General features: G+C 69.7%; 24 protein-coding genes. 11 read left to right on the top strand and 13 right to left on the bottom strand.

Annotated features, from left to right (window positions below; genetic code table 11):
• Window position 1 precedes the first annotated feature (1 nt).
• From gspN to C1I89_RS00380, 9 genes are all read right to left on the bottom strand, one after another.
• Window positions 2–751, bottom strand: a complete 750-nt coding sequence (gene gspN, locus C1I89_RS00340) for a type II secretion system protein N (protein WP_102770844.1) — start codon at window positions 749–751, stop codon at window positions 2–4.
• Window position 752: 1 nt separating this feature from the next.
• A complete protein-coding gene (gspM, locus tag C1I89_RS00345) occupies window positions 753–1,346 on the bottom strand; it encodes a type II secretion system protein GspM (protein WP_102770845.1) in 594 nt (197 codons plus the stop codon).
• On the bottom strand, window positions 1,343–2,350 hold the full coding sequence (locus tag C1I89_RS00350; RefSeq protein ID WP_181390863.1) for a GspL/Epsl periplasmic domain-containing protein: 1,008 nt from the start codon (window positions 2,348–2,350) through the stop codon (window positions 1,343–1,345). The genes gspM and C1I89_RS00350 overlap by 4 nt, the downstream gene beginning before the upstream one ends.
• On the bottom strand, window positions 2,329–3,264 hold the full coding sequence (gspK, locus tag C1I89_RS00355; RefSeq protein WP_102770847.1) for a type II secretion system minor pseudopilin GspK: 936 nt from the start codon (window positions 3,262–3,264) through the stop codon (window positions 2,329–2,331). The genes C1I89_RS00350 and gspK overlap by 22 nt, the downstream gene beginning before the upstream one ends.
• On the bottom strand, window positions 3,261–3,866 hold the full coding sequence (locus C1I89_RS00360) for a PulJ/GspJ family protein (RefSeq protein ID WP_102770848.1): 606 nt from the start codon (window positions 3,864–3,866) through the stop codon (window positions 3,261–3,263). Before C1I89_RS00360 ends, gspK begins: the two co-directional genes overlap by 4 nt.
• Window positions 3,867–3,868: 2 nt before the next feature.
• On the bottom strand, window positions 3,869–4,270 hold the full coding sequence (gene gspI, locus C1I89_RS00365) for a type II secretion system minor pseudopilin GspI (protein ID WP_102770849.1): 402 nt from the start codon (window positions 4,268–4,270) through the stop codon (window positions 3,869–3,871).
• Window positions 4,257–4,745 (bottom strand): type II secretion system minor pseudopilin GspH, encoded by a 489-nt coding sequence (gspH, locus tag C1I89_RS00370; protein ID WP_102770850.1) that lies wholly within the window; start codon window positions 4,743–4,745, stop codon window positions 4,257–4,259. Before gspH ends, gspI begins: the two co-directional genes overlap by 14 nt.
• Entirely contained in the window at window positions 4,717–5,145 is a 429-nt protein-coding gene (gene gspG, locus C1I89_RS00375; protein WP_102770851.1) for a type II secretion system major pseudopilin GspG, read from the bottom strand. Before gspG ends, gspH begins: the two co-directional genes overlap by 29 nt.
• A 74-nt stretch (window positions 5,146–5,219) precedes the next feature.
• On the bottom strand, window positions 5,220–5,669 hold the full coding sequence (locus C1I89_RS00380; RefSeq protein ID WP_102771799.1) for a general secretion pathway protein GspC: 450 nt from the start codon (window positions 5,667–5,669) through the stop codon (window positions 5,220–5,222).
• Between the two features lie 171 nt (window positions 5,670–5,840).
• On the opposite strand from C1I89_RS00380, the gene C1I89_RS00385 reads away from it, so the two are divergent.
• Genes C1I89_RS00385 through C1I89_RS00395 form a run of 3 tightly spaced genes read left to right on the top strand, consistent with a single transcriptional unit; the run spans window position 5,841 to window position 10,264 of the window.
• Window positions 5,841–7,841 (top strand): LamG-like jellyroll fold domain-containing protein, encoded by a 2,001-nt coding sequence (locus tag C1I89_RS00385; RefSeq protein ID WP_102770852.1) that lies wholly within the window; start codon window positions 5,841–5,843, stop codon window positions 7,839–7,841.
• 20 nt (window positions 7,842–7,861) lie between these two features.
• Window positions 7,862–8,056, top strand: coding sequence for a hypothetical protein (locus C1I89_RS00390; protein ID WP_102770853.1), 195 nt, complete (start codon window positions 7,862–7,864; stop codon window positions 8,054–8,056).
• A gap of 36 nt (window positions 8,057–8,092) precedes the next feature.
• Window positions 8,093–10,264, top strand: coding sequence for a phosphocholine-specific phospholipase C (locus C1I89_RS00395; protein ID WP_102770854.1), 2,172 nt, complete (start codon window positions 8,093–8,095; stop codon window positions 10,262–10,264).
• A 31-nt stretch (window positions 10,265–10,295) separates the two neighbouring features.
• Here the strand turns inward: C1I89_RS00395 and C1I89_RS00400 are convergent, their stop codons facing one another.
• Window positions 10,296–11,198, bottom strand: a complete 903-nt coding sequence (locus C1I89_RS00400; RefSeq protein ID WP_102770855.1) for a LysR family transcriptional regulator — start codon at window positions 11,196–11,198, stop codon at window positions 10,296–10,298.
• 105 nt (window positions 11,199–11,303) lie between these two features.
• Here C1I89_RS00400 and ggt point away from each other — a divergent pair, with 105 nt between their 5' ends.
• The 6 genes from ggt to C1I89_RS00430 all read left to right on the top strand — a co-directional run bounded on the left by ggt (window position 11,304) and on the right by C1I89_RS00430 (window position 18,749).
• Window positions 11,304–12,932 (top strand): gamma-glutamyltransferase, encoded by a 1,629-nt coding sequence (ggt, locus tag C1I89_RS00405; RefSeq protein WP_102770856.1) that lies wholly within the window; start codon window positions 11,304–11,306, stop codon window positions 12,930–12,932.
• Window positions 12,933–12,989: 57 nt separating this feature from the next.
• Complete coding sequence (locus C1I89_RS00410; RefSeq protein ID WP_102770857.1) at window positions 12,990–14,501, top strand: ABC transporter substrate-binding protein; 1,512 nt, start codon at window positions 12,990–12,992, stop codon at window positions 14,499–14,501.
• 121 nt (window positions 14,502–14,622) lie between these two features.
• The gene (locus C1I89_RS00415) at window positions 14,623–15,567 is read left to right on the top strand and encodes an ABC transporter permease (RefSeq protein WP_102770858.1); all 945 of its coding nucleotides are present in this window, start codon (window positions 14,623–14,625) and stop codon (window positions 15,565–15,567) included.
• Entirely contained in the window at window positions 15,564–16,442 is an 879-nt protein-coding gene (locus C1I89_RS00420; protein ID WP_102770859.1) for an ABC transporter permease, read from the top strand. Before C1I89_RS00415 ends, C1I89_RS00420 begins: the two co-directional genes overlap by 4 nt.
• Window positions 16,443–16,456: 14 nt before the next feature.
• The gene (locus C1I89_RS00425; RefSeq protein WP_102770860.1) at window positions 16,457–18,313 is read left to right on the top strand and encodes a dipeptide ABC transporter ATP-binding protein; all 1,857 of its coding nucleotides are present in this window, start codon (window positions 16,457–16,459) and stop codon (window positions 18,311–18,313) included.
• A gap of 37 nt (window positions 18,314–18,350) precedes the next feature.
• The gene (locus C1I89_RS00430) at window positions 18,351–18,749 is read left to right on the top strand and encodes a VOC family protein (RefSeq protein WP_102770861.1); all 399 of its coding nucleotides are present in this window, start codon (window positions 18,351–18,353) and stop codon (window positions 18,747–18,749) included.
• A 9-nt stretch (window positions 18,750–18,758) separates the two neighbouring features.
• On the opposite strand, the gene C1I89_RS00435 is transcribed toward C1I89_RS00430, so the two are convergent.
• The gene (locus C1I89_RS00435) at window positions 18,759–19,409 is read right to left on the bottom strand and encodes a LysE family translocator (protein WP_102771800.1); all 651 of its coding nucleotides are present in this window, start codon (window positions 19,407–19,409) and stop codon (window positions 18,759–18,761) included.
• A gap of 128 nt (window positions 19,410–19,537) precedes the next feature.
• On the opposite strand from C1I89_RS00435, the gene C1I89_RS00440 reads away from it, so the two are divergent.
• A complete protein-coding gene (locus C1I89_RS00440; protein WP_102770862.1) occupies window positions 19,538–20,074 on the top strand; it encodes a YaeQ family protein in 537 nt (178 codons plus the stop codon).
• Window positions 20,075–20,218: 144 nt separating this feature from the next.
• Entirely contained in the window at window positions 20,219–21,925 is a 1,707-nt protein-coding gene (locus tag C1I89_RS00445) for a sensor domain-containing diguanylate cyclase (protein ID WP_102770863.1), read from the top strand.
• 13 nt (window positions 21,926–21,938) lie between these two features.
• On the opposite strand, the gene C1I89_RS00450 is transcribed toward C1I89_RS00445, so the two are convergent.
• Together C1I89_RS00450 and C1I89_RS00455 are read right to left on the bottom strand one after the other, a co-directional pair.
• On the bottom strand, window positions 21,939–22,565 hold the full coding sequence (locus C1I89_RS00450) for a chorismate--pyruvate lyase family protein (RefSeq protein WP_102770864.1): 627 nt from the start codon (window positions 22,563–22,565) through the stop codon (window positions 21,939–21,941).
• Window positions 22,566–22,633: 68 nt separating this feature from the next.
• Window positions 22,634–25,390: an autotransporter family protein gene (locus C1I89_RS00455; protein WP_440130608.1), complete on the bottom strand. Its 2,757-nt coding sequence runs from the start codon at window positions 25,388–25,390 to the stop codon at window positions 22,634–22,636.
• Window positions 25,391–25,450: the final 60 nt, after the last annotated feature.

Below are 25,450 nucleotides of genomic sequence, written 5' to 3' on the forward strand. Positions count from 1 at the left end.
GTTACACCCCGAAACTCACCACATCCCCCGAACGCCGTCCCAGCATCGACATAAAGCCCTCCAGCGCGGCCCGCTCCGCCTCACCCGCCGAAGCCGCGTAGCGCGCCTGCCCCTGGAAGCGCAGCCCGCCGCCAGTGGCGCTGCCCTGGCCGGTCACGTCCAGCAGGCCGTTCTCGGTGCTGAGCGTCAGCGCGGCGCCGTTCTTGCCTCCCTGTACGCGCAGCACGTAGGTGCCGACGCTGGCCACCGGTGCGAGCGCGGTGGCGGCGTTGCGCCAGCGCACTTCGGCCAGCGGGCCGGCGGGCAGCGCCGCGCCCAGGCGCAGCGGCTGCCAGGCGATTTCCAGCGTGCCCTGGGGCGCCATGGTGTTCCACGGCGCGCCCAGCGCGGCCAGGGTCGAGGCGGGCGCGCGCAGCGACTGGGCCGACAGCGATAGGCCGTTCCAGGCCGGGCGCGCCTGCAGCGCGCCTTGCAGCCAGGGATGGGAAATTTCCAGCGCCAGCGTGTCCCAGCGCCAGCGCCATTGCAGCGGCTGGGGCAGCATGCGGCGCGCGCCGGGCGGACCCAGCGCGATCCAGGCGCTGCCGCGCCACAGCGTGCCGGCGGCGTCGGCCAGCGTGAGCGGCGCGTCGTGGGGCAGCACGGCCAGCAGCCAGCGCGCGGGCAAGACCGCGGCGCCGGCGGCGGCCGCGCAGCAGGCGGCCGCGCACAGCAGCGCGGCGTTCCGGCGGGAAAAGCGCGGTGCGGCCATGTCAGTTCCCGCCTTTCGCCGCCGCGGGCAAGACCAGCACCACCTTGCCATTGACCAGGCCCGGCAGCGGACGCCCGTAGGCATTGGCCGCGCGCGTGAGTTCGACCTGCTGCACCGCCAGGCCCCAGTCGCGGGCGCCGCCGTCCAGCCATCGCAGCAGCGCCGAGGCGGGCGCTTCTTTCAGGGTCAGCAGCACGCCGGGCCCGGCTTCGGGTTCGCCCAGCGTCGATTGCGCGGCGGGCAGGCCGGCGCGTTCCAACGACGCGCCCAGCTCGGCGGGCGCGGGCAGGGCGGCGGCCGGAGCCGCGGCGCGCCGCCGCAGCGCCTGGGCCTGGGCGGTCAGGTCGGCGACGGTGGCGGCCTTCGCGCGCAGCGCGGGCAGTTCGGCGTGGAGCTTGCGCATCGTGTTCAACGGCGGCTCTATCAGGGTGACGAACACCAGCGCCGCGCCTAGCAGCAGCGCAGCGCCCGCCAGCAGCCGGCGTTCGCGCGGGGCCAGCGCCTGGTAGCGCTGGCGCGCGCGCGCCAGCAAGGGGTCCACGGGTTTGCGGGCGGATTGCCAGGCGGCATGCAGGCGGTGCGAGAACGTATTCATGGCTGGGCGCGCAGGATGCGCCAGGTGTGGTCGGAGTCGGTGCGTTCCAGCTTCAGGCCCAGCGCGGCGGCCTGCTGGATCAGCGCGGGAGTTTCGGCGACGCGTTGCGACTGCTCGCCGGCGTCGGCCAGCTGCAGCGTGAGCGCCTGGTCGGCGTAGCCCAGGCGCGCCACCTTGTCGGCCGCGAAAGGCAGCGCCTGGGCCGCGGCCCGGGCCAGCGGCAGGAAGTCGGCGGCGTTGTGCGCGCCGCGGTCGGCCTGCAGCGCGTCCAGGCCTTGCCGCGCCTGGCGCGCCGGGTCCAGCAGCACGGGCAGCTCCGGGAAGGCGGCCAGCACCTGCCGGCGCATGCCTTCCTCCAGCGCGTCGGCTTCGGCGCGCAGTTGCGACGCATAAAGATTGAGGCCGCCTATCCATACCGCGGCGGCCGCCGCGCCCCAGCGCCAGACGCCGCGCCAGCGCGAGGCGCGCGCCGGCGCCAGCTGCGGCATGGCCAGCGACCACGAAGGCGAGGGTGCCTGCCAGCGCGGATCGGCCGGTTCGCGCAGCGGCCCCGCGTCGGCGCCCAGCGTCTGCGGCGCGATCAGCGCCTGCACGCGCAGGCCCTGGGCGTTCAACAGGCTCCACGCGCGGCGCACGGGTTCGCGCGCCGCCCAGGCCAGTTCGACGCGGCCGTCCGCGGCGCGCGGGCCAAAGCCGATCGCCAGGGCGTCCAGGTCGCTGAGCACCAGCGGCTCCAGCGCGGCGTGGACCGCGGCGGCGTAGCGCGCGCGCGGCACGGCCGGGATCTGCACGCTGGTGGCGATCACGTCCGCCGGATGCAGCACGGCTTCGCAGGCGGCCTGCGGATAGGCGTGGCCCAGCGCGTGCAAAGCGAGTTCGCCCTGCCGCGCGCAGCGGCCGCGCCGGTCGAACCAGGCGTAGGGCAGGGGCGAGTCCTCGCCGAACTCGGCCAGGGCGGGCAGCGCGATCCGCAGCATGTTCTTCAAGGGTTTTCTCTTGTCCATAGGGTGTCGGGCGCGGCCGGCGGGGCGCTGCGCATCAGGGCCTGCATGGAGATCCGCGCGCGTTCGTAGGCGACGGTGCCGCTGGCCATGAACCAGTCGCTCTTGGTGGCCACCGTCGGCGCGGCGGTCTCGACGCCGGTGCCGGCCAGGCGGTTGGCGAAGTCGCCGGCATTGTTGAACCAGTTGCCGCGGTCGCGCTCGCCGGCCAGGGACTGCGCCTGGCTGAGCGACATGCCCTGCACCAGCGCGGCGATGACCTCGGGCGGCGCGGTGTTGACGTTGACCGGCGTGGCCGCCGGCAGCACCGTCATCGTGCGGCGCAGCGCCGCGCGCGCCGGTGGGTCCAACGCCAGCAGCGCCGCGATCTCGTCCACGCCGCGCGGCAGGGGCGCGCGGGCATGGGGCGCGGCGGCGGGCGCGCCGGCGGCGTCGGGCGCCGGGGCCGGCGGTTGCGCGGCCGCGATGATGTCCATGATCTGCGCGGCCAGCGCGTCGGGCAGCTGCAGCAGCTTGAGCAGGCGGCGCAGCACCTCTTCCTGCTGCGGCTGCGGCACGCCGTTGCTGGCCAGGTTGTAGAGGTTGTACTTGCCCTGTTCGTCCTCGATGCGGCCGGCGAACACCGCCACGCGCTCGTCGCCGGGGCGTTCGATGCGCGTGTCCAGGATGGGCGTGGCCCAGATCTGGTCGCCGCGCGTGACCGCTTCGCGCCGGCCGTGGTCGCGCAGCACCAGCCTGGCCCAGTCGATGCCGCCGGCCAGCATGGCGCGGGCCTGTACGCGGGCAAGCTCGTTCTCGACCCGCCGCGTGCTGGCGGTCTGGCGCTGGAACAGGCTGGTGGTCAGCGCCGCCACGATGGCGACGATGATGAGCGCGCTGATGACCGCCGCGCCCCGTTCGCGGGCGGACGGGCTCATGGCAGCTCCAGGATGCGGCTGAAGCGCTGCGGCGCCTGGGGCGCGCCGCGTTCCAGCGTGATCTCGATGCCGGCCGGCGGCGACGCCAGGCTGGCGTTGCTGTCGACCCAGCCCGTGCCCGGTACCCAGGCGCGCAGTTCCAGCGCGCGCACGCCCGGCAGCAGCAGGACGCCGCCGTCCGGCGCGGGCAGGGGGCCGCGCGCCGCGGACGGCCCGCTGGCGCGCCACAGGCCGTCCTTGCGGACCTGCCAGTGCACGCGCTGCCACAGGCCGTTGCCGTCGGGGTCGGGGCGCAGCAGCTCCAGCGTCTGGCCGCCGCTTGCGCGGCGCAGCAGGCGCAGGCCGGCGGTGTAGGACTGCGCGTCCTGGCCGGCCGGCTCGAACGCAGGCCCGGTATAGGACAGCTCCACGTCGCGCGCGATCTGGCCCAGCGCGCGCACGATGGCGTCGATATCCTGCGTCTGTTCCTCGATCCGGTCGCGGGCGTTGGATACGTTGGCCAGGCCGCGCCAGGCCATCAGGCTGACCAGCGCCATCAGCGCCAGCGCCACCAGCACTTCCATCAGCGTGAAGCCGGCCTGGGATCGCAGCGGTCTACGCATGGCTAGCGCACGCCGGACAACAGGCCGTCGAGCTGCAGCAGGACGGCGTCGGGCCGCGGCGAGGACGCGTCGCGCACGCGGATGGCCACCTGGCGGAAGCTGCGGTTCATCGAATTGGTGAACTCCAGTTCGCATTGCAGCGCGCGGCCGCCCTGGGCGCACGGCATGCTGCGCGTGCCGGCGCGCGGCAGCGTCTGCTCCAGGCGCAGCTGGGCCAGCGCGTTCTGCGCCGCCAGCAGCGCCAGCGTCTTGTCCTGCAGGTTGCGGTTGTTGGCCGCCATGACGCCGGTCGCGCGCAGCGCGGCGGCCATCGCGACGGCGATGATGGCCAGCGCCACCAGCACCTCGATGAGCGTGAAGCCGCGTTCGCGGCCCGGGCGGCGGGGCGGTTCAGCGGATCTCATAGCGTCCGGCGGCGTCGCGTTGGAGCACGACCTGCGCGCCTGCCGCGCGCAAGGTCAGCGTCATGGGCGCGGCGACCCATTCCGTGTTGAAGACCAGCGGCCGGTCCGGCGCGAGCTGCAGCTGCACCGGGCCGGCCGACCAGGCGCGCGGGCGCAGCACCGCGTCGCGCTCCAGCCGGTCCACGGGCAGGGGCGCGTCTTCCTCGGCGCTGATGTTGTCGGAACGTCCGCGGCGCTCGAAGGCCCAGCCTTCGGCGCCGGCCAGCCAGCGTATCGGGCGGCCGTCGCTGCGCGCCTCGCTCTGGGCCACCGAGAAGGCGTCGGCCAGGCGTTGGGCGTCGTTGCGCAGCGGGTTCTCGCCGCGGCCGACGGACAGGCTCACCATGCTGGCCGCGATGGCGACGATCACCAGCACGACCAGGACTTCGACCAGCGTGAAGCCGCGTTCAGAGTTCCCAGGAGCCGATGTCGGCATCGCCGTTCTCTCCGCCGGGCTTGTTGTCGGCGCCGAACGAGAACACGTCGATATCGCCTTTGACGCCGGGGCTCAGGTATTGGTAGGGATGGCCCCAGGGGTCGTTGGGCAGCTTGTCGAGGTAGCCGCGCCAGTTGTTGGCGCCCTCGGGCTTTTCGACCAGCGCGCGCAGGCCCTGGGCGGTGGTGGGATAGCGGCCGTTGTCCAGGCGGTAGAGCTTGAGCGCCTGCATCACGCCGGCGATGTCCTGGCGCGCGGCGACCTGGCGGGCCTGGTCGGGACGGTCGAGCACGCGGGGAACGATCAACGCCGCAAGAATCCCCATGATCACGATCACCACCATGATCTCGATGAGGGTGAAACCCTGCTGGCGGGCTGGCCCGCGCGGAAACTGACGCACTTTGAACTCCGGTCTTCAGTAGAAGCGGAGGATTGTGGTCATGAAATATGACAGCAATATTGGCGGGCGGGTTTTCAGCCGTTGGCCCGCACGATGCCCGCGGGCGCGGGCGGCGCCGCAGGGGCCGGGAGGCGGCTGGCGCGCCCGGCCTGCTCGACGGTGATCGTTTCGGCCGCGACCTCGCGCAGCACGATGCCGGGCGCGACTTCGTCGCCGACGCGCCAGGCCAGCGGCGGGCCGCCGTCGATGCTGAGCACGGCCGCGCCGTCCGGCCCCGCCGCGATCACGCCCAGCACGCTGATCTGCGTGCGCATCGCCTCGTCCTTGCCGAACCAGAGCGCGACGGGGCCGTTGTCGACGGCGCGCGGCGCGGCGGCGGCCGACACGGCCGGCGGCAGCGAGGCCGGCTGCGGCGCGAGCAGGATGGACGCCCACACGCCGATGCCGGCGGCCAGCGCCAGGATGGCGGCGATACGTAGCGCCGCGGGCGCGGCGGGCAGGGCGAAACGCAGGGACAGGGGCATGGGTGATGGCGAGGCCATGAATCGATGCGCCGACTATAGCGGGGTTTCATGACACAAAAAAAATCCTGATCCGTCGATCAGCCTTTCTCCTGCTTGCTTAACGGCCGGTTCACGTTCGCCGGCCACCATGTGCGGCAACACAAACCCCGCTCATGAGGCAAGAAGAAGAGCATGCAGATACGCGATTGGAGAAGATGGTGCGCCACGCTGCTGGCGACCAGTGTCCTGGCCGGCTGTGGCGGCAGCGACGACGACAGCGAAGAGACCACGGCGCCGACCACGCCGCCCACACAGCCGCCGGTGACCGAGCCCGACCAGACCCGCGCCGACAAGGTGCTGTTCATCGGCGTGGACGGCCTGACCTATGACGCGATGCGCCGCGGCGTGGCCGACCGGTCGCTGTCCAACATCGGCCAGCTCACCGTCACCCGCGCCTGGACCGGCGGCGTGACCGGCGCGCCCACGCAGCAGCCCACGCTGCCCGCGCCCGGCTGGGCCACGCTGCTGACCGGCCAGTGGGCCGACCAGCACGGCGTGCGCTTCTCCGAACAGGCCCAGCCCATCAAGACGCCCACGCTGTTCCAGCGCGTGAAGTCGGCAAGGCCCGAGGCGCGCACCGCCGCGGCGTTCAATTCCAGCGTGGTCGCCGGGCTGCTCGCCAAGGACCGCGACGACGGCAGCCTGCAGGCCCTGACCGATTGCGCGGGCGGCGACGATTGCGTGGCCACGCAAGCGCGCGACCGCATCGCCGAAGGTTATGACGTGGTGGTGGCGCAGTTCGGCGCGCCGGCGCGCGTGGCCTCGGAATCCGGATTCGGCGGCGCTTACGACACGGCCATCCGCCAGGCCGATAGCGCCATCGGCGAACTGACCCGGCAGATCGCCGACCGCAAGGCCGAGCATCCCGGCGAGAACTGGCTGGTGGTCGTGGCCTCCAGCTACGGCCTGACCCAGAACGGCGTCGTCGACAGCCGTCCGTTCTCGTCGACCAAGACCATCGTGCTGGCGGCCAACCAGCCGTCGCTGCTGGGCGGCAACGCCGACGACGCCGTCGTCGACGGCCTGTGGGACAACAACTGGTATGCGCTGCCCAGCGCGGCCGACGTGGCGCCCACGGTGCTGGAGCACCTGGGCGCGCTGCCGCCTGCGGCCGGCTACGACATGGCGGGCACTCCGCTTTCCGACACGCTGGTACTGCGCAACCTGTCGGCGCGCACGGCCATCAACAACAAGAGCGTCACGCTCAACTGGACACGCGTGGGCGAACCTACCGCAGACGCCGTGATCCGCCGCGACGGCGTCGAGATCGCGCGTGTGCCGGGCGCGGACACCGGGTACGTGGACGAGAACCTCGTCTTCGACGCATCGGGCCTGCACGAGGTGACCTACAGCGTGACCCTGGGCGAGTCCACGACCGCGGCGCGCACCACGGTGAACTACGTCAAGCCGCCCGAGCTGCTGGCCTCGCTGCGTACCGAGCTGACCATGTTGTTCCCGTTCGAAGGCAATCTTACCGACGTGGCCGCCGGCGGCGGCGCCATCACGCCGTTCGACGGCGCCCAGGCGCCGGCTTATGCCGACGTGGGCGTGTTCGGCAAGATGTTCAAGAACGAGCGCAGCGCTGCGCCGTTGGGCGCCTTCAAGCTGGATTATCCGGCCGGCAAGCTGGACGCGGTCCAGGCCTTCACCATCGGCTTTTGGTACCAGTCCGACGGCGCCGCCAATGACCGCTCCATCGTGGGCAACAAGGACTACAACTCCGGCGGCAATCCCGGCATCACCATCGCGCAATGGTCCGGCCCGGTGCTGTATTTCAACCTGGCCGGCGGCGGCCGGCGGGTCGACATCAACGGCGTGAAGTTCACGCCCAACAAGCCGGTCTACATCGCGATGACGATCGACAAGACGGCCCGCACCATGACCGCGTCGGTCTACGACAGCGAGCTGGGTTTTTCCTCTCGCACCATCAGCACGGGCGCGGTGGACCTCGGCCAGATCGCCGGCGTCTACGGCCCGCACCTGGGCCTGAACGAAGACGGCCGCGGCACGTATTCCAACGGCCCTTACACGATGTATTTCGACGACCTGGCCTTCTGGTCGCGGGCGCTCACGGAAGACGAAGTGAAGTCCCTGGCCATGTCCGGCAAGTCCGTCTCCGAACTGTTTCCCTGATGTTCCAAGGATAGAAAACGATGAACCAATCCACGATGTTGCGCGGGTTCCTGCGCCTGGGCGCGGTGCTGATGCTGAGCGCCACGCTGGCCGCCTGCGGCGGCGATGACGGCGATAGCGGCGGCAGCGAGCCTCCCGGCACCGGCGGCCAGCCGGAAACGCCGACCCCCGTGCCGCCCACGCCGGCCAAGCCCGAATTGCGTTGCGCGCCCTGAGCCGCGCCAGCCCACCCAACACATAGGAAAAAAACCGTGACGTCCGATAAAGACCAGGTCCACGCCGGCAAGCGCCGCTTTCTGCGCACCGCCGCCGCCTCGACCGCCGGCCTGACCGCGCTGTCCATGTTCCCGCCGGCCATCCGCCGCGCACTGGCCATCCCGGCCAACAACCGCACCGGCACCATCAACGACGTCGAGCACGTGGTGATCCTGATGCAGGAAAACCGCTCCTTCGATATGTACTTCGGTACGTTCAAGGGCGTGCGCGGCTTCGGCGACCGCATCACCATCCCGCTGCCCGAGAACCGCTCGGTCTGGGAGCAGAGCAACGGCGCGCGCGTGGTGATGCCGTATCACCTGGACAGCACGCAGGGCAACGCCCAGCGCGTGGCCGGCACCCCGCACGACTACCTGGACGCCCAGATGGCCTGGGACGCCGGCCGCATGGACCAATGGCCGCGCTACAAGCAGAACCAGTCCATGGGCTACTACCGCAAGCAAGAGGTGCAGTTCCAGTTCGCGCTGGCCGAGGCCTTCACGCTGTGCGACGCCTATCACTGCTCCTCGCACGGCGGCACCAACACCAACCGACTGTTCTTCTGGACCGGCACCAACGATCCGCTGGCCCAGGGCAACGGCCCCTCCACCCGCAACCAATGGGATTCGCTGGGCGCCTCGTCCACCGGCTGGAACTGGAAAACCTATCCCGAGCGCCTGCAGGAAGCGGGCGTGAGCTGGAAGGTCTATCAGAACCTGCCCGACAACTTCACCGACAACTCGCTGGCGGGTTTTCGCAATTTCCGCCGCGCCAACGAACTGGCCGGCAACAACGCCAACGGCTCGCCTTACCCGGCCTGGGCGCCGTCGGACGACGCGGCCAATCCGCTCTACAAGGGCGTGGCCAACACCATGCCGGACGGCGGCTTCCTACAGGCGCTGCGCGAGGACGCGGCCAACGGCACGCTGCCGCAGGTGTCCTGGATCGTGGCGCCGGCCACCTATTCGGAGCACCCCGGCCCGTCCAGTCCGATCCAGGGCGCCTGGTACATCCAGGAGACGCTGGACGCGCTGACCGCCAATCCGGAGGTCTGGAGCAAGACCGTGCTGCTCATCAACTTCGACGAGAACGACGGCTACTTCGACCACGTGCCGCCGCCGGCCGCGCCTTCGCTGAACCCGGACGGCTCCATGGCCGGCGCCTCCACCGTCAACACCGACCTCGACCGCCACACGCGTCCCTCGGCCCAGGACGCGGCCGACGGCCGGGTCTACGGTCCCGGCCCGCGCGTGCCGATGTATGTGGTGTCGCCGTGGAGCCGCGGCGGCTGGGTCAACTCCCAGGCCTTCGACCACACCTCGGTGCTGCGTTTCCTGGAAGCGCGCTTCGGCGTGGCCGAAGACAACATCAGCCCGTGGCGCCGCGCGGTGCTGGGCGACCTGACCTCGGCCTTCAACTTCGTCAACCCCAATGACGAGAAGCTGCCCAACCTGAACCTGCAGACCCGTTCCGAGTCCGACGACAAGCGCCGCGCGCAGGAAGCCCTGAACGCCGTGCCGCTGCCGGACCCCAGCACCCAGGCCAGGCCGGTGCAGGAGCCGGGCATGCGCCATTCGCGCCCCTTGCCCTACGAGCTGCACACCAGCGCCCGCGCGCAGCCCGCCATGGGCGCCATGCGCCTGGTGTTCGCCAATACCGGCAAGCAGGCGGCGGTGTTTCACGTCTATGACCGCCTGAACCTGGACCGCCTGCCGCGCCGCTACACGGTGGAGCCGGGCAAGCAGCTCGAAGGCAGCTGGGACGCGGCGGCCGATGGCGGCAAGTACGACCTGTGGGTGCTCGGGCCTAACGGCTACCACCGCCACTTCGCCGGCGACCTGGCCCTGGCCCGCACGTCCGAGCTGGCCGCCGAGATCCGCGTCTGCTACGACGTGGCCAACGGCGACGTCTACGTCAGCTTCATCAACGGCGGCAAGAGCGCGTGCACCTTCGAAGTCGCGCCCAACGCCTACTACGCCAACCACGAGCGCTGGAAGTTCACCGTGCCCGCCGGCGGCGAGGTCGAGCAGCACTGGGCGCTGGCGGACAGCCACAGCTGGTACGACTTCACGGCGCGCCTGGCCGAAGACCCGGCCTACCTGCGCCGCTTCGCCGGCCGCGTGGAAACCGGCAGGCCGTCGGTGACCGATCCGGCGATGGCGCTGTAGGGGTTGCCAGGCGCGGGGCCGTCGGCCGTCGTCAGGCGGCCGTCGGCCCCACGCTCCCGCGAAACGCCGTCGCGCATCCCGCGCAGATCGCCGCCGTAATCCCCTGGCGGGCGTGTTCGCGCCGTTCCAGCATGCCGATCGCCCGCGCCATCGGGCCCAGGTCCGGCGGCAGCCGCAGGATCCGCAGTTCTGGGCTTTGCTGCCAGTTGGAGCCGTGGATCAGGGGCAGCAGGGTGACGCCGACCTCCTGGCGCACCAGTTCCACCAGCGTCTCGATCGCGTTCAGTTCCAGGAATTCGTTCAGCGGCACCGCCAGGCGCCGCAGCAGCCGGTCGATCTGCAGGCCGGTGCGCTGGGTCCGGTCGAAACGCAGGAAGGGGTTGGCCGCCAGCACCTGGCGCGCGTCGGCGCCGCGCGCCGAGCGCGGCGCGATGACGACCAGTTCTTCTTCATATAGCGGGGTCCAGCGGGTGCTGGCCATCTTGCGGCCGGCCTCGACCAGGAAGGCGGCGTCCAGTTCGCCGTCCTCGACCTTGCCGGCCAGCTCGCTGGCCTTGCCCGACAGGATGCGCACGTCCAGCTTGGGATGAACCTTCTTCAGGCCCGACACCACCTTGGACAAGGTGCCCATGCAGGACACGATGCTGCCCACCGCGACCGAGCCGGCCAGTTCGCCCGGCACGGTGGGCGGGCGCCGCATGCGGTCGTACAGATCCAGCAAATGCTTGATTTCGGGTAGCAATTCGCGGCCGGCTGCGTTAAGAATGGCAAGACGGCCGCTGCGGTCGAACAATTCGCGGCCGAGTTCCGCCTCCAGCGAGCGCATCTGGAAGCTGACGGCCGCCTGGGTCAGGGCCACCTGCTCGGCGGCTTCGGAGAAAGAGCCGTGGTGCGCCACCGCCAGGAACGTCCGTAGGAAGCGGATCGTACTCATAAAAAAACTTTTTATGACGGAACAAAAAATCAAATTGATTTAATTAGATCACAAGAGTACTTTCGCCTGGGTCCATGCACACCAACCCGTTATGAGATTCGCACCATGAAAGCCTTCGACTGGGGCAACCCGTATCCTTCCGTCCGCATCCCGCTGTTCGCCCGCAACGTGGTCTCCACGTCGCATCCGCTGGCGGCGCAGGCCGGCTTGCGCATGCTGCTCAAGGGCGGCAACGCCGTGGACGCCGCGATCGCGGCGGCCGCCACCATCGTCCTGGTCGAACCCGTGTCCTGCGGCCTGGGCGGCGACTGTTTCGCCATCGTTTGGGACGGCAAGGAGCTGCACGGCCTGAACTCCTCCGGCGTGGCGCCGGCCGCCTGGAACGTGGAGTACTTCAAGCGCAGGCACGGCGTGGGCCCCAACGGCCTGGCCGTCCAGCCCAAGCGCGGCTGGGACGCCGTGACGGTGCCGGGCGTGGTCGCCGGCTGGGCCGCGCTGCATGAAAAGCTGGGCAAGCTGCCGTTCGAGCAGCTGTTCGAGCCCGCCATCGAGGTCGCCGAGCGCGGCTACGCCGTGCCGCCGGTGGTGGCGCACAAGTGGGCGGCCGCCGCCGACGAACTCAAGGACCAGCCCGGCTACGCCCAGGCCTTCCTGCCCGAGGGCCGCGCGCCCAAGGTGGGCGAGCATTTCCGCTTCCCGGACGCCGCCTACACGCTGCGCCGCATCGCCGCCAGCAAGGGCCGCGACTTCTACGAAGGCGAGCTGGCCGAGCGCATCGCCGCCTTCAGCAAGGAGTGCGGCGGCGCCATGACGCTGGAAGACCTGCGCAACTACCGTCCGCAGTGGGTCAAGCCGATCTCCAAGTCCTACCGCGGCTACGAGCTGCACGAGATCCCGCCGAACGGGCAGGGCATCGCCGCGCTGATCGCGCTGGGCATCGTCGAGCGCTTCGACATGGCCGGCATGCCGGTCGATTCGGTGCAGTCGCAGCACGTGCAGATCGAAGCCATGAAGCTGGCTTTCGCCGACCTGTACAAGTACGTGTCCGATCCGCGCTCCATGCAGGTCACGCCGGAGCAGATGCTGTCTGACGCCTACCTGGACAGCCGCGCCAAGCTGATCCGCCTGGACCGCGCCACGCATTTCGAGGCCGGCCGTCCGCACGCCGGCGGCACCATCTACCTGACCGCCGCCGACGAGAGCGGCATGATGATCTCGTTCATCCAGTCCAACTACATGGGCTTCGGCTCGGGCGTGGTGGTGCCGGGCACCGGCATCAGCATGCAGAACCGCGGCGTGGGCTTCTCGATGGACCCGCAGTCGGCCAACGTGGTCGAAGGCGGCAAGCGTCCGTTCCACACCATCATCCCGGGCTTCCTGACCCAGGGCGGCAAGCCCGTCATGAGCTTCGGCGTGATGGGCGGCGACATGCAGCCCCAGGGCCACCTGCAGACCGTGGTCCGCATGATCGACTACCACCAGAACCCCCAGGCCGCCTGCTGCGCGCCGCGCTGGAAGGTCAACCGCGACTTCACGCTGGACATCGAGACCAATATGAAGGCCGCGACGGTTGCGGGCCTGAAAGACCTCGGGCATGCTTTGAAGTCCGTCGAAGATCCCTACATGGACTTCGGCGCGGGCCAGTTCATCTGGCGCATGTCCGAAAGCGACAACGAGCTGGGCTACGTGGCCGCCAGCGACAGCCGGCGCGACGGCCAGGCCGTGGGCTTCTGAACCAGCGCGGGCGTACGCGGCGCGTACGCCCGCGCCGACACAAGGGGAAAAAACACAATGAAACGCTTGACCTTGACCTTGGGCGCCAGCCTGCTGGCGCTGGCCGCCGGCGCGGCCGGCGCGCAGAACATGCGGATCGGCCTGCAGGAAGATCCCGACGTGCTGGACCCGCACCGCGCGCGCACCTACGTCGGCCGCATCGTCTTCACCTCGCTGTGCGACAAGCTGATCGACATCGATCCCAAGCTGCAGTTCGTGCCGCAACTGGCCACCTCGTGGTCGTTCAGCCCCGACAACAAGGTGCTGACCTTCAAGCTGCGCCAGGACGCGCTGTTCCATGACGGCAGCAAGTTCGACGCCGCCGCGGCCAAGGCCAACCTCGAACGCGCCATGAGCCTGCCGGACAGCCTGCGCAAGGGCGAGCTGGCCTCGGTCGAGAAGGTCGAGGCGCCGGACGCCGCCACGCTGGTGCTGACGCTGAAGAAACCCGACGCCACGCTGCTGGCGCAGCTGTCGGACCGCGCCGGCATGATGCTCTCGCCCAAGACCTTCACCGACGACGTGGCGGCGGTGGGGCGCAAGCCGGTGTGCTCGGGCCCGTACAAGTTTGTCGAGCGCATCCAGAACGACCGCATCGTGCTGGAGAAGTTCGACCAGTACTACGACGCCAAGGATTTCGCGTTCGAGCGCGTCACCTTCCTGCCCATTCCGGACACCACGGTGCGCCTGTCCAACCTGCGCGCCGGCGACCTGGACATGCTGGAGCGCCTGAACCCCTCCGACGTGCCGCAGGTCAAGAACGACGCCAGCCTGACCTTCGCGCCGATAGCCGGCCTGGGCTTCCAGCAGTTCATGTTCAACGTGGCCAACGGCAAGCGCGCCGAGGACAATCCGTTCAAGAACAAGCTGGTGCGCCAGGCGTTCCAGTACGCCATCGACCGCAAGGCCATCAGCGAAGTCGCCGGCGGCGGCATTTTCGAGCCGGCCCAGCAGCCGTTCCCGCCGGCCAGCCCCTACCACAGCGACAAGTTCCCGCCGACCCAGCGCGACGTCGCCAAGTCCAAGGCCCTGCTCAAGCAGGCCGGCCTGGAACGGGTGAAGGCCGAACTCGTGTTCGGCAACAACACCACTACCTCGTCCATCGCCGAGATCGTCCAGGCCATGGCCGCCGAGGCCGGCTTCGACCTGTCGCTGCGTCCCACCGAGTACGCGGCGCTGCAGAAAGAGGCGTCCGGCGGCAACTTCCAGATCGTGATGCTGGGCTGGTCGGGCCGGGTCGATCCGGACGGCAACATCCACGCCTTCGTCACCTGCAAGGGCGCGCTCAACGACGGCCATTACTGCAATCCGGAAGTGGACAAGCTGCTCAACGAGGCGCGCACCGTGCCCGACACGGCCAAGCGCAAGGCGATCTACGACCAGGCGCAGACCATCCTGCAGGACGAGCTGCCCGGGGTCTACAACTACTACCAGCCCTGGCCGTTCGCGCTGGCCAAGAAGGTCCAGGGCTTTACGCCCTATCCGGACGGCATGGTCCGTCTCAAGGGCGTGAGCTTCGCGAAGAAGTGACCGCGGGGCGGCTGTCCGAGGCCGCCCGAGCCGGACGCGCAGCGCGCGTCCGGTTATTCTTTGTGGCAGCCGCAAGCTCCGCGGCAAGCGCCTGCCGCTGCTCCCGTTTCCCGGTTTTCCTATGCTCAAACTCATCCTGCGCCGCGTGATCGTCGCGATACCGACCTTGATACTGGTGTCGATGATCGTTTTCATGCTGCAAAAAATCCTGCCCGGCGATCCCGTGCTGACGCTGGCCGGAGAAGAACGCGACCCGGCCGTCCTGGACTACCTGCGCGAAAAATACCGGCTCAACGATCCGCTACCCGCGCAGTACGCGGCCTGGGCCAGCCAGGTGCTGCAGGGCGACCTGGGCAAATCGCTGCGCACCGACGTGCCCGTCACCACGCTGATCGGCCAGAAGCTGCCCGTCACCTTGCAACTGGCCGCGATGGCCATGTTCTTCGCGCTGCTGATCGGCATCCCCATGGGCATCCTGGCCGCCGTGCGCAAAGGCAAGCCCATCGAGATGGGCGCCAACATCGCGGCGCTGTCCGGCATGTCCATCCCCAATTTCTGGCTCGGCATCATTCTCATCATGGTGGTGTCGGTGCAGTGGCGGCTGCTGCCGGCCTCGGGCTACGTGTCGCCGTCCGAGGACTTCTGGCTCTCGATGAAGACCATGCTGATGCCCGCGCTGGTGCTGTCCACGGCGATCGCGGCCTACCTGATGCGCCATACCCGCTCGGCCATGCTGGAGGCGCTGTCGGCCGACTACGTGCGCACCGCACGCGCCAAGGGCGTGTCGCCGCGCAGCGTGGTGCTGCGCCACGCGCTGCGCAACGCGCTCATGCCCATCGTCACGCTGGTGACCCTGCTGTTCGGCGAACTGCTGGCCGGCGCCGTGCTGACCGAACAGGTCTTCACGATCCCGGGATTCGGCAAGCTGGTGGTCGACGCGGTCTTCACGCGCGACTACGCGGTGGTGCAGGGCGTGGTGCTCTGCGTCGCGGTGGGCTTCATCGTGATGAACCTGCTGGCCGACATCCTGTACATCCTGGTCAATCCCCGCCTGAGGCACTCATGAGCGCATTTCCTGCAACGGCCGCAGCCGTCACGCCGCCCCGCAGCCGCAATCGCGCCTGGGCCAAGTTCAAACGCAACCGCATCGCCATGCTGGGCCTGGGCATCGTGCTGGTGTTCGTGGCGCTGGCCGCGCTGGCGCCGCTGATCGCCAGCCACGATCCGTTCCAGACCAGCTTCACCACCATCCGCAAGGCGCCGTCGGCGGCCTACTGGCTGGGCACCGACGAGCTGGGCCGCGACATCTTCAGCCGCATGGTCTACGGCGCGCGCGCCTCGCTCATGGCGGGCCTGGTGTCGGTGCTGATCGCCCTGGTCGCGGGCGTGTCGTTCGGCCTGGCCGCCGGCTATTTCGGGGGCTGGACCGACAGCGTCATCTCGCGCGCCACCGAGGCGCTGCTGGCCATTCCCTTCCTGATCCTGGCCATCGCGCTGGCGGCCTTTCTCGGCCCCAGCCTGACCAACGCCATGATCGCCATCGGCGTGTCGGCCGCGCCCAAGTTCATCCGCCTGACGCGCGGGCAGGTGCTGGCCGTCAAGAACGAGGACTACGTGCAGAGCGCCCGCGCGCTGGGCGCCTCCGACCTGCGCATCATCGCCCGGCACGTGTTTCCCAACGTCATGCCGCCGCTGATCGTGCAGGCCACGATCACCATCGCCACCGCCATCATCGCCGAGGCCAGCCTGTCCTTCCTGGGCCTGGGCCTGCAGCCGCCCAACCCGTCCTGGGGTTCGATGCTCAACACGGCCAAGAACTTCATGACCCAGGCGCCGTGGATGTCCATCTTCCCCGGGTCGGCCATTTTCCTCGCGGTGCTGGGCTTCAACCTGCTGGGCGACGGGCTGCGCGACGCGCTCGATCCGCGCCAGGACAAGTAATCGATATGGCAACCATGGACCCCAAACGCGTCGTCCAGGTCAACGACCTGACCGTGCGCTTCAAGACCCCCGAGCGCACCGTGGAAGCGGTGCGCAGCGTCTCCTTCCACGTCGACCGCGGCGAAACCCTGGCCATCGTCGGCGAGTCCGGATCGGGCAAGTCCGTCACCTCGCTGGCGCTGATGCGCCTGGTGGAATACGGCGGCGGGCGCATCGTCAACGGCGGCATGCTGCTGCGCCGGCGCAACGGCGAGGTGCTGGACCTGCTCAACGCCCCGGATTCGCTGCTGCAGCGCGTGCGCGGCGCGGACGTGGCGATGATCTTCCAGGAGCCGATGACCTCGCTCAATCCCAGCTTCACGGCCGGCAGCCAGATCGCCGAGGCGCTGCAGCTGCACCAGGGCCTGGACGCGGCCGCGGCGCGCGCCGAGACCCTGCGCATGCTGGAGCGCGTGCGCATCCCGGAGGCCCGCGCCATCCTGGACCGCTATCCGCACCAGCTGTCCGGCGGCATGCGCCAGCGCGTCATGATCGCGATGGCGCTTTCGTGCAAGCCGCAGCTGCTGATCGCCGACGAGCCCACCACGGCCCTGGACGTCACCATCCAGGCCCAGATCCTGCAGCTCATCCGCCAGCTTCAGGAAGAAATGGACATGGGGGTCATCTTCATCACCCACGACATGGGCGTGGTGGCCGAGGTCGCCGACCGCGTGCTGGTCATGTACCGCGGCGACAAGGTGGAAGAGGGCGGTTCGGACGAGGTCTTCGCGCGCCCGCAGCACGCCTACACGCGCGCGCTGCTGTCGGCCGTGCCGCGCCTGGGCGCCATGCAGGGCACCGACGAGCCCGCGCCGTTCCCGCTGTTGCGCGTGGACGCGCCGGCGCCGGAACCCGCCGCGAGCCAGCCGGTTGCGGCGGCCTCCACCGTGCGCCGCGACAACGGCCCGGTGCTGAAAGTGCGCAACCTGACCACCAGCTTCGACATCACCGGCGGCATATTCGGCCGGGTCCAGAAACGCGTGCACGCCGTGGAGAAAGTCAGCTTCGACCTATATCCCGGCGAAACCCTGTCGCTGGTGGGCGAATCCGGCTGCGGCAAGACCACCACCGGCCGTTCGCTGCTGCAGCTGGTCAAGAGCAAGAGCGGCTCCATCGAGTTCGACGGCCAGAACATCGGCGCGCTGCGCGGCGGCGCCATGCAGACGCTGCGCCGCCACATCCAGTTCATCTTCCAGGACCCGTTCGCCTCGCTCGATCCGCGCATGACGGTGGGCTATTCCATCATGGAGCCGCTGCTGATCCACGGCGTGGCGCGCGGCCGGCAAGCGCAGGACCGGGTGCGCTGGCTGATGGACAAATGCGGGCTGCTGCCCGAGATGATCGACCGCTATCCGCACGAGTTCTCCGGCGGCCAGCGCCAGCGCATCTGCATCGCGCGCGCCCTGGCGCTCAACCCCAAGGTCGTGATCGCCGACGAATCCGTCTCGGCGCTGGACGTCTCCATCCAGGCTCAGATCGTCAACCTGCTGCTCGACCTGCAGCGCGAGCTGGGCGTGTCGTTCCTGTTCATCTCGCATGACATGGCCGTGGTCGAACGCGTCAGCCACCGGGTGGCCGTCATGTACCTGGGCCAGATCGTCGAAATCGGCCCGCGCCGCGCCATCTTCGAGAACCCGCAGCATCCCTACACCAGGAAGCTCATGGCGGCCGTACCCATCGCCGATCCCCAGCGCCGCCACCGCGAGCGCTCGCTGCTGGTCGACGAAATCCCCAGCCCGGTGCGCAAGCTGGGCGACGACCCGCTGGTCCGGCCGCTGGTGGCGGTGGGCGAGGGGCATTTCGTGGCGCAGCATCCGGTAGGAGTGTATTGAGGCATGGGCGTATGCCAGTCCACCAAGGAGCCATACCGTGTTTTCCCACGTATTCGTCGGCGTCACCGACTTCGAGCGCGCGCTGGGCTTCTACACCGCGCTGATGGACACTCTGGGGCTGGAGCTGCGATTCCTGGACCGGCACCGCCCCTGGGCGGGATGGCATAGCGCGGGCGGCCAGCGTCCGTACTTCGTGATCTGCCGGCCGTACGATGGCCGGGCGCCGCATCCCGGCAACGGGCAGATGACGGCTTTCATGGCGCCATCGCGAGAAGCCGTGCGCCAGGCGCACCGGGCCGCGCTCGAACACGGCGGCCGCTGCGAGGGCCCCCCGGGCCTGCGGCCGCAATATCACGCCAACTACTATGGCGCGTACTTCCGCGACCCGGACGGCAACAAGCTGTGCGTCGCCTGCCACGGGCCGGCGGAGGACTGACGCGCGCCCTCAGCGCTTCTCCAGCGCCAGCTTTAATCCGAACGCGATGAAGACCGCGCCCGTCATGCGGTCCAGGCCGCGCATCACGGCCGGCCGCGACAGCCAGCGCGCCAGCGGCCGGGTCGCGGCCACCAGCAGGGCGAACCACAGCACGCCCAGCACGGCGTGGATCGCGGCCAGCAGTAGGCTGAAGCGCAGCACGTCGGCGCCCGCGGGGATGAACTGCGGCAAAAAAGTGATGTAGAAAATCCCGACCTTGGGATTGAGCACGTTGGTCAGGCAGCCGCGCACGAACCAGCCGCCGGCGCTGGCCGCCGGGGCCGACGCCGGCGCGGCCCGCAGTCCGGCTTCGGCGATGCCGCCGCCGCGCCTGAAGCTGCCCCACAGCAGCCGCAGCCCGAGGTAGCACAGGTACAGCGCCGCGCAGATGCGCAGCGTGTCGTAGGCCAGGCTGGAGACCAGCAGCAGCGAGCCCAGCCCGAAGGCGGCGACCGCGCCCCAGACCAGGCAGCCCGTGGCCACGCCCAGGCCCGCCATGAAGGCCCGCCGGCCGCCCTCGACGGCGGCGGTGCGCAGCACCAGCGCGCTGTCCATGCCGGGGGTGACGGTCAGGATGGCGGCGGCCAGGGTGAAGGCGAGCAGGGCGGCGGTGGCGGTCATGGGCGGCTCGGAAGGAAGCGGGCGGCGGGCGCCGCGGCAAAAGCCAGTGTAGCGCCGCCGCGGGCGCGCGCCCGCAGGCGGTATCATGGCGGCCTTCAGTCATACGCTTCATTCAACGGATTCCCGCCATGGCCCTGCGCGCCACGATCTACAAGGCCGAACTCAACGTCGCCGACACCGACCGCCACTATTACGGCAGCCATGCGCTGACGGTGGCCCGCCACCCCTCCGAGACCGACGAGCGCATGATGGTGCGCCTGGTTGCCTTCGCCCTGCATGCGCAGGAGGACCTGAGCTTCACCAAGGGCCTGAGCGAGACCGACGAACCCGACCTGTGGGCCAAGGACCTGACCGGCGCGGTCAAGCTGTGGATCGAAGTCGGCCAGCCGGAAGAGCGCCGCATCCTGCGGGCCTGCGGCCGCGCCGAAGAGGTGATCGTCTACTGCTACGGCGGCTCGGCCAGCAAGATCTGGTGGGACGGCGTCAAGAACAAGCTGGAGCGCACCCGCAATCTGAAGGTCGTCAACCTGCCATCGGATCAGGCCAAGGCCCTGGCCAGGCTGGCCGAGCGCACCATGCAGCTCAACGCCAATATCTCGGACGGCGTGGTGTACTTCTCGGCCGACAAGGGCGAAGTCAGCATCGAGCCGGAAGTCTGGCGTTAACGACGTTCCCCGCCCCGCGGACGGGGCCATCGCGGCGCGAACGGCGCAACGTGTAAAACAATGCCATTTTGGTGCTGGACGTGACAAAATGTCATCCGCGGCCGGCACATGACCGCGTCGATGAACTTGCTGCGATGGTCCGAAATGCCTGCTACAGGTGATTTTCCTTGCGCACCTGGTCCCGCGCCCGCCGCCGGCACGGGCAAGGCGCAGCCCGAGCCGGACGGCCCGCTGGACCGGCTCGCCCGGCTGGCCCGGCGCCAGTTCGGCGTGGACATGGTGCTGGTGGCCTGCAGCGACGCCGACGGCCTCTGGCAGGCCCAGGCCGGCGCGCCGCCCGCGGCCGCACAACCCGCTTTCGCCGCAGAATGCCCGCTGTTGGACGAGGATGGCCGCCAGATGGGCACGTTCCGGCTGCTGCATGGGCAGGCCCGCGAATTCGGCCCGCAAGACCGCCAGTCCCTGGAAGACTACGCCGCGCTGGCGGCCGCGGCGGTCGAAAAGCGCCGGGCGCTGGCCGCCGAACGGGCGGCCGAAGACAGCTGGCGCGTAGAGGCCCGCAACCTGTCGATGGCTGTGGCCGGCAGCGGCACCGGCGTCTGGGACCGCAATGTCGTGACCGGCGAGATCACGTATTCGGCCGGCTGGAAAGCGCTGCTGGGCTACGGCGAATCCGAACTCACCAACCGCATCGAGGATGCGTACAAGCGCCTGCACCCCGACGACGCCGACTACGTGCGCGCGGCCATGCAGGCGCATTTCGAGGGCAAGACCGAAAGCTACGAGGTCGAGCACCGCATCCTCTGCAAGGACGGCAGCTACAAATGGATCTGCAGCCGCGGCAAGGTCGTCAGCCGCGACGCGCAGGGCCGGGCCCTGCGCATGATGGGAACCACCACCGACATCAGCGCCATGCGGGCCATGTCGGAGCGGCTGCAGCGCACGGCCGACCTGCTGGTGAACCTGACCGACGCCGTGCCCGGCATGGTGTTCCAGTGCGGCCAGCGGTCCGAGGGCGGACCGGCGCGCTTTCTCTACGTCAGCGCAGGCATCTGGGACATGTTCGAACTGACGCCCCAGGACGTCCAGGAAGGCGCGGCCGCCATCGAGCAGCGCGTCCACCCCGACGACCTGCCCTCCTACCACGCTTCGCTGCAGGCCGCCGCCGCCGCCCGCACGCACTGGCACCAGGAGTTCCGGGTCTGCCTGCCGCGCCAGGGCCTGCGCTGGCGCCAGGGCGACGCCAGCCCGCGCACCGCGCCCGACGGCTCGGTGGTCTGGCACGGCTTCGTCACCGACATCACCGACCGCAAGCGCGCCGATTTCGAGCTGCGCGAACTGGCCGCCACCGACGCCCTGACCACCTTGCCCAACCGCCGCCACTTCATGTCGCGCATCGAGGCGGAGCTGGCCCGGATCAAGCGGCAGAACAGCGATTGCGCCGCCGTCCTGATGTGCGACCTGGATCATTTCAAGCAGATCAACGACACCTGGGGCCATGCGATCGGCGACGGCGTGCTGCGCCACTTCGCCAATACGCTGCGCGGCCAGCTGCGGGCCGTGGATCTGGTGGGGCGCATAGGCGGCGAGGAGTTCGCCGTGGTGCTGCCCGATACCGACATGGAGCGCGCCCACGCCTTCGCCGCGCGGGTGCAGCAGCGCATCGCCGACGCCCCGTTTCAGGCCGGCGGGCGGCACATTCCGCTGACCGTCAGCATCGGCATATCCACCATGCACACCATGGACGAAGCCGCCGAACTGGCGCTGAGCCGCAGCGATCGCGCGCTCTACAACGCCAAGCAGCTCGGGCGCAACCGCATCGAATCCGCGCCCTCGGTGTTTTCGCGATAGCGCCGGGTGCGCCTCAGCGCGCGCCCGGCGTGCGTTGATGCGCCTGCAGGGGCGGGGGCGTGCGCCCGGCGGTAAGCGTCCAGAAGCCGGGCAGGAAGCACTCGGCCACCAGCAGCGGCTGGCCCATGCGCCAGAACACCGAGCGCCGCGCCCAGACTCCGGCGGCGCCGATATCGTGGCGCGCGACGCCCAGCGCCCGCAGCGCTGTCGCATAAAACGGCACCGGCGCGGCCAGGCGGCGGCAGGCGAAGGGCGAACGGATCACGGTGCGGTCGTGATAAAGCATGTCCGCCAGCGGCCGCGTCGACAGGCGCCGCATACCCTGCCAGGCGCCGTGCGAGGCCGTCAGCGGCGTCAGGCTGCGGGCCGGCACGCTGTCCACGCCGTCGATCGACATCAGGACTTCACGCACCCAGACCGGGCTGCCGGGCGCGATGCGCATGGCGCGCGCCTCGTCGGCCGGCGCGCCGTCGGCGTACTCGGCCAGCACCCGCAGGCGGACCTGGCCGACCTGGCGCAGGCCGGCGGTCAGCGCGCCGGGACGGAACAACCAGTGCCGCATGGCGGCGGGCAACAGCGGCGGGGCGGCCGCCAGCCAGCCCGGGGCAAGGGGAGGGGAAAGGACTGCTAGGCTTGTCATGGCTGCGTATTATGCCAACAGCGGTGGGTCACAGGGTTTGGTGCGCGCGCCCATCAGCCTGTCCAGCCCTAGAACATCATCCTGAAACCCGCTGTCGCGGTGGCAATATAGCTGCCCGAAAAGTCCGCATCGACGTCGATCTGGCCGTAGATCGCGTAGCGCTCTCCCCAACGGTAGTCCGCTCCCGCTCCCATGCTGCCCCAGGTTCGCGCCATACGGCTCGCCGCCGGCACGCCGGCCACGCGCACACGCGTTCCATCCAGGAATTCATGTTTCACGTTGACGACGCCGTAGACGTTCGATGACCTGTTCACGCCGGCTGTTTGCCAATTGCTTTTGTAGTCCAGCGCGATGCCGAGGCGGCCCAGCAAGCTGTCGCCCTTGTCGCTTTCGATATGCGCGCCGAACTTGTCGTTGAAGCTGTCGAAGCGGGTCGCGGCGTATGTCAGTTGCGCCTGCGGGATCAGGGAGAGTCCCTCTGCCAATCCGAAAGCCTTGCCCGCTTCGACGCCCAGCCCGTAGCTCTGGGCTTTGCGGCCCTTCTTCAGCGTGCCGGCCAGCCGGGAATCGAGGTCGCTGTCGAACCACGCCGCCTGGGCCTGGGTATCGAGGTAGACGCCATTGTCGCCGTACCAGGTCAGCGTCGGCGTCAGGCCATAGGAGGTGGTGTCGATCGCGCCGTCGCCGTACGCCGACGACACGCGCGTGTCGGCCTTGCCGTAATGAAAGGCCAGGCCGCCCACCAGACGGGAGCCCTCTGCCTGACCGGCCAGGACGCGGTCAACGCCGAATTGCGCCTTCCAGCTATCGATGTCCTGCCGCGCGCCCGTGGTGGACACAGAAGGTTCGAGCCGGCTCGTCGTGCCCTCCAGGCGGCTCCATACGCCGTTGCGGCGCGCGTCCGCGGGATCGTAGACGCGATTGCCGACGCGCTGGCGCAGGGTGGGCAACCGGCTCAGGTGAAGCAGCGTATTGGCATAGGCTTCATAGACCGGCACGCCGGGCTGATAAAGCAGGGGAGGCTCCGCGCCCGGCGAACCGCCGCCGGCGGGCGGGGCGCCGGGGCCGGCCGGCGGCGCCCCGGGATCGGTAGGGGGCGCGCCGGGATCGGTCGGCGGGGAGCCTGGATCGGTCAGGGACGACCGCAAATACCAGCCGCCGTCAGCCTGATCCTGTTGCAGCACATAGCCATAGGCGCCCGCCACCAACGCCGGACGCCCCGCGATGACGTAGTCGCCGTTGGCCAGGTCGAATTGTCCCGCCGAGACGCCATCGACCTGCACGACCTGTATGCCTCGCCGGGTCTGCGCGCCAACGCCTCCCATGTTCTTCACCGTGACCGGCGTCGTGCCGGCGCTGTCGCCCGTGATCACCAGTTTGTCCGTCGGCGAATCGTCGGCGCCAAGCCGCGTGCGGACTTCCAGATTGCCGCCTTGCGCCGCATAGTCGCCGGCGATCGTCAGGGTGCCGAAGCCGCTGCGCGGACCCGGCGCGATCGTGCCCCGATTGGCCGTCGCGCCCACGCGCCCGGTGCCGGTGAGCCGCGCGCCCGCGAACACATTGACCGGTCCGCCGAGGGTGCCATCCACCTGCAGCGTTCCGGCCTGGGCATCGGTGGTCCCCGTGAACGCGGCGCTGTTGCCCGACAAGGTCAGCGTGCCCGCGCCCAGCTTGGTGAAGCGCGAGCTTCCGGAGAAAGCGGTCGTCACGCCGACGTCGTGTCCGTTCGTGTCGAACCATGCGCCTTCGCCGCCCACGGCCTGCGTGGCGAAGCCTTTCAGGAAGTCGCGTTCGTCACGATTGGCGCGCAGGACGCCGCCATCCAGGTTGAAGGCGGCGTTGCCGGCGCCCTTGATCACGGAGCCGGTTTCCAGCACGCCGCGGCCGCTGCCATCGCCGGTCAGGTTCAGCGTGCCGGTGGCGGTGCCGGCAATGGCGACCCACGTATTGCTCGCTGCAACCGCCAGCCCGCCTTTTTCGATCGTGAGGGCGCCCGTGCCTTCCGAGCCGACTTCGATGCGGTCGCTTGCCGAGAGCGTCGAGATGTCGGCCGTCGCGCTGGATACGGTCACCGTGCCGACGCCGCCTGCGCCTGTCCCGATGTAGACCGTCGCCGCGGCGCCGGGCCCGGTCGAGCCTTCGGTGTGCACGGCGGCGCCATCCTGGACGCGCAGATCCCCGGTTCCGTAGAAACCGACGTAGATGTTGTTCAGAGGGGCCCAGACCGATGCGCGGCCCGATACCGTGACGCGTCCATCGCCGCTGGCGTCCCAGCCGATGATCCCCTGACCGCTATGCACGGCGCCGCCGTTGTCGATTTGCAGCGTGCCGCGGCCGGCCCCGCCGATGTCGAACGCGCTGACCGGAGCGAGGTTCCAGGCCGACCCCGGTCCGGAAACGACGACGCTTCCGATGCTGCCGTCGGCGGAGCCGATGCTGCCCGATGCGCTTTGCGCCACGCCTCCGTTCAGAATGCGGAGCGTGCCGTTACTGCCGGGGTCGGTACCGACATATACCGGGCCGAGGCTGGTCCAGGTCGACGGGCCTGACACCGTCAGCGTGCCCACGCCGCCATTGAGATTGCCTATGAATGCCCAGTCGTTGCGGACGGTTCCGCCATCGCTGATGGTCAAGGTCCCGGTGAGGGAATTGCCAACGATCAGATCGCCCCCGACAGACCAGTCCGGCGTCTGGACCGTCCCGGGCTGCACGTCCCCCGTACCGGAGACTGTTTGAGCGTTCGAGGCGGTTGCGAAGCCGGTCGCGGAGGCGACCAGGATTATCCATTTCGACCACCCCGCGCCATTGCAACTCGCTGCGACCACGGCAAATCCTCCCCGAAATAATTGAGAACCTTATCGGTATCGATACGGCACGCGGCGCGC

This window comes from Achromobacter pulmonis (genome assembly GCF_002885955.2).
GTDB lineage: Bacteria > Pseudomonadota > Gammaproteobacteria > Burkholderiales > Burkholderiaceae_B > Achromobacter > Achromobacter pulmonis_A.

What these genes read in the sequence shown, in the direction of transcription:
- C1I89_RS00360 (WP_102770848.1), bottom strand. Translation starts at nt 3,866, where the DNA reads ATGCGTAGACCGCTGCGATCCCAGGCCGGCTTCACGCTGATGGAAGTG.
- C1I89_RS00385 (WP_102770852.1), top strand. Translation starts at nt 5,841, where the DNA reads ATGCAGATACGCGATTGGAGAAGATGGTGCGCCACGCTGCTGGCGACC.
- C1I89_RS00435 (WP_102771800.1), bottom strand. Translation starts at nt 19,409, where the DNA reads ATGACCGCCACCGCCGCCCTGCTCGCCTTCACCCTGGCCGCCGCCATC.
- C1I89_RS00440 (WP_102770862.1), top strand. Translation starts at nt 19,538, where the DNA reads ATGGCCCTGCGCGCCACGATCTACAAGGCCGAACTCAACGTCGCCGAC.
- gspK (WP_102770847.1), bottom strand. Translation starts at nt 3,264, where the DNA reads ATGAGCCCGTCCGCCCGCGAACGGGGCGCGGCGGTCATCAGCGCGCTC.
- C1I89_RS00415 (WP_102770858.1), top strand. Translation starts at nt 14,623, where the DNA reads ATGCTCAAACTCATCCTGCGCCGCGTGATCGTCGCGATACCGACCTTG.
- C1I89_RS00445 (WP_102770863.1), top strand. Translation starts at nt 20,219, where the DNA reads ATGCCTGCTACAGGTGATTTTCCTTGCGCACCTGGTCCCGCGCCCGCC.
- gspN (WP_102770844.1), bottom strand. Translation starts at nt 751, where the DNA reads ATGGCCGCACCGCGCTTTTCCCGCCGGAACGCCGCGCTGCTGTGCGCG.
- C1I89_RS00425 (WP_102770860.1), top strand. Translation starts at nt 16,457, where the DNA reads ATGGACCCCAAACGCGTCGTCCAGGTCAACGACCTGACCGTGCGCTTC.
- C1I89_RS00420 (WP_102770859.1), top strand. Translation starts at nt 15,564, where the DNA reads ATGAGCGCATTTCCTGCAACGGCCGCAGCCGTCACGCCGCCCCGCAGC.
- C1I89_RS00390 (WP_102770853.1), top strand. Translation starts at nt 7,862, where the DNA reads ATGAACCAATCCACGATGTTGCGCGGGTTCCTGCGCCTGGGCGCGGTG.
- C1I89_RS00380 (WP_102771799.1), bottom strand. Translation starts at nt 5,669, where the DNA reads ATGCCCCTGTCCCTGCGTTTCGCCCTGCCCGCCGCGCCCGCGGCGCTA.
- C1I89_RS00350 (WP_181390863.1), bottom strand. Translation starts at nt 2,350, where the DNA reads ATGGACAAGAGAAAACCCTTGAAGAACATGCTGCGGATCGCGCTGCCC.
- C1I89_RS00450 (WP_102770864.1), bottom strand. Translation starts at nt 22,565, where the DNA reads ATGACAAGCCTAGCAGTCCTTTCCCCTCCCCTTGCCCCGGGCTGGCTG.
- C1I89_RS00400 (WP_102770855.1), bottom strand. Translation starts at nt 11,198, where the DNA reads ATGAGTACGATCCGCTTCCTACGGACGTTCCTGGCGGTGGCGCACCAC.
- gspM (WP_102770845.1), bottom strand. Translation starts at nt 1,346, where the DNA reads ATGAATACGTTCTCGCACCGCCTGCATGCCGCCTGGCAATCCGCCCGC.
- gspI (WP_102770849.1), bottom strand. Translation starts at nt 4,270, where the DNA reads ATGAGATCCGCTGAACCGCCCCGCCGCCCGGGCCGCGAACGCGGCTTC.
- C1I89_RS00410 (WP_102770857.1), top strand. Translation starts at nt 12,990, where the DNA reads ATGAAACGCTTGACCTTGACCTTGGGCGCCAGCCTGCTGGCGCTGGCC.
- ggt (WP_102770856.1), top strand. Translation starts at nt 11,304, where the DNA reads ATGAAAGCCTTCGACTGGGGCAACCCGTATCCTTCCGTCCGCATCCCG.
- gspH (WP_102770850.1), bottom strand. Translation starts at nt 4,745, where the DNA reads ATGCCGACATCGGCTCCTGGGAACTCTGAACGCGGCTTCACGCTGGTC.